Raw genomic sequence first — 2,794 nt, forward strand, 5'->3', positions numbered from 1 at the left:
CCCCCGCCTCCCCCGGCCCGCCCCCCCGCGCCGGGCGTGGGGTCCGCCGGAGCGCGGCGGGTGGGGGGGGGGGGGGGGGGCGCGCCCCCCCCCCCCCCCCCCCGTCCGATCCAAATCGTCTAAACCGGCTTGATAAACGCTGCTCCAGACCGTGCCCTCGGTCGGGCCGTATTCGTTGTAGAGTTTAATGCCGGGCAGCGCGGCAAGGTGGTGTTTGACAACGTCGGTCGGACACGCTTCGCCGGCGACGATGGCGACTTGCAGACTGCTTAATGCTTGGGGCGTTTGTTCCAAAAGTACCGCATACAGCGAGGGCAAGGCTAACAGGTGAGAGATGCGCCGTTGTTCAATCAGGGCCGCCAGCGCAGCCGGCTCTTTGCTGCTGTCGTCAGTAGGTAGACACAAGCAGCCGCCTTGAGCCAGCGTCCAGAAGATGCCGGCCACCGAGCTGTCGAAGGCAAAGGAGGACAGCAGCAGATAGGCTTTGACAGATTCGACATACCCCGCCAACCGAGCCCAAGTGGAATGTACCGCGTTGCGGTGGTTCACCGCCACGCCCTTGGGGCGACCAGTGGAACCCGAGGTGTAGATCAAATAGGCAAGATGCAAAGGATGCTGGCTCACCGTCGGGTTGGTCACGGGATAGTCGGCCATGGCCTGCCAGTCGCGGTCGAGATAGACGATCCGGTCTCTTGCCGTTATCAAGTCTGTAGGGCATGCATCGTGTACCTTGATGTGTGAATCGGGCTTTGACGCGGACAAGGTACGCGATGCGTACCCTATCGCGGCAAGTTCGGTATTGAGTGCTGCTCTGGTTAACAACAACTGGACGCCGGCATCGGCCAATATCAGAGCCCGCCGCTCGGCCGGATAGTGGGGATCAACCGGCACGTAAGCTCCGCCGGCCTTCAAGATGCCCAACAAGCCGATCACCATCTCCAGCGAGCGTTCGAGACAAATACCGACCGGTACGTCCGGGCCCACGCCTTGCTCAATCAGATAATGTGCCAACTGATTGGCACGGGTATTCAGTTCGGCATAGGTGAGGTGCTGATCTTCGAAGCTCAGCGCTACGGCGTCCGGGGTTTGCTTGACTTGCGCTTCGAACAGTTGGTGGATGCATCGGTCTTGCGGATAGTCAACCTCTGTGGCGTTCCAGTCGGTCAGAATTTGCCGGGTTTCCGCTTCGCTCAGCAGCGGCAGTTCGCTGACTTTGCGCAGGGGGGCTGCTGCAACTGCTTGCAGCAGTTGTTGGTAGTGCCGGTCCATACGTTCGATACTGGCTGCATCGTATAGGTCGGTGTTGTATTCCCAGCTTCCGCCGATTCGGTCGTCCGCCCAATCTTGGATGTGTAGGGTGAGGTCGAATTTGGCCACGTTGTCGCAGCCCTCAATCAGTTCGACGGCTAAATCCGGCAGGCTTAACGTCAGCGGTTCCTGTTTGGCCAAGACGAACATGACTTGGAATAGCGGGCTACGGCTCGGATCACGCTCGGGCTGAAGAGCTTCGACCAGTTTTTCGAACGGCAGATCTTGGTGTTGTTGGGCGTCCAGGACCGTGGTTTTGATTTGCGCTAGAAACTCGGCTACCGTCGGGTTGGTCGATACGTCGGCGCGCAGAACCAAGGTGTTGACGAAGAAGCCGATCAAGCCTTCAATTTCCGGCCGATTCCGGTTGGCTACCGGACTGCCGACGCAGAGGTCGACTTGGCCACTGTAGCGGCTGAGCAGTAGTTGAAACGCACCTAACAGCGCCATGAACAACGTGACATTGTGTTGTCGGCTCAATTCTCTTATCGCTTGCGCCAAGGTCAACGGCAGTTCGAAAACCAGACTGGCGCCACGGTAGGTCGTCACCGTCGGTCGCGGTCGGTCAGTCGGTAGATTCAACACCAGCGGCGCGCCGTCCAGTTGTTGCCGCCAGTAGTTTAACTGGTGCTTCAGTACCTCGCCGCTCAACCACTGGCGCTGCCAACAGGCAAAGTCGGCGTATTGAATCGGCAATTCCGCTAGCTGTGCGGCGAGTCTTTGGGTGAACGCTCGGTACAGCGCACTGAATTCCTCGACCAGCAGTTCCACTGACCAGCCGTCGGACACGATGTGGTGCATGGTCAACAATAACACCGCATCCTGCTGTTCGGCACATTCTGCCAGCCGCAATAAACTAGCTCGGATCAAAGGTCCGCGACGCAAGTCGAAGGGTTTGGCGGCTTCTTGCCGACAGAGTGCTTGCCAAGCAGCATCTTGGCCAGATTCTAAGCTGGTCAGGTCTATGCACTCTAGTTCTACCGCTAGGCCAGGACGGATGGTTTGTACGACCTCGCCGTCCGGGCCGGTGTCGAACACAGTCCGCAGGACTTCGTGCCGGCGGACGATGGTCGCGAAGCTTTGCGTCAACGCGGGGATGTCTAGTCGACCGACTAGGCGTAGCGCCACCGGGATGTTGTAGAAGGGGTTGTCGGGTTCCATCTGATCCAGAAACCACAAACGTTGCTGGGCGTAAGATAGCGGGATCGGAGCGTTGCGGGAGGCTGGTGGTATAGTGACTGTGTGTAGCCCATTTCCGTCAGTTTGCTGTCCTTCTATCGTTTCGGCCAAGGTCGCAATCCTGCCATGCTCGAATAAATGGCGTAGCGGCAATTCAACCGAAAAGCGCTTGCTAATCCGCGACATCAGTTGCGTGGCCAACAAGGAATGTCCGCCCAATTCGAAGAAATCGTCTTCGATGCCTACCTGCTCGACACCCAAAACCTCTTGCCAAATCTCGGCCAAGACTCGCTCGGTATTGGTACGC

The 2,794-nt window shown here is 58.7% G+C and carries 1 protein-coding gene; it reads right to left on the reverse strand.

What is annotated here, in order from left to right:
- Positions 1-2,794: condensation domain-containing protein (locus QLH52_RS24475; protein ID WP_319963277.1), on the reverse strand; the 2,794-nt coding region annotated here is incomplete at both ends.

Origin of the sequence: Methylomonas defluvii, from assembly GCF_033949435.1 — a bacterium.
Taxonomy (GTDB): domain Bacteria; phylum Pseudomonadota; class Gammaproteobacteria; order Methylococcales; family Methylomonadaceae; genus Methylomonas; species Methylomonas defluvii.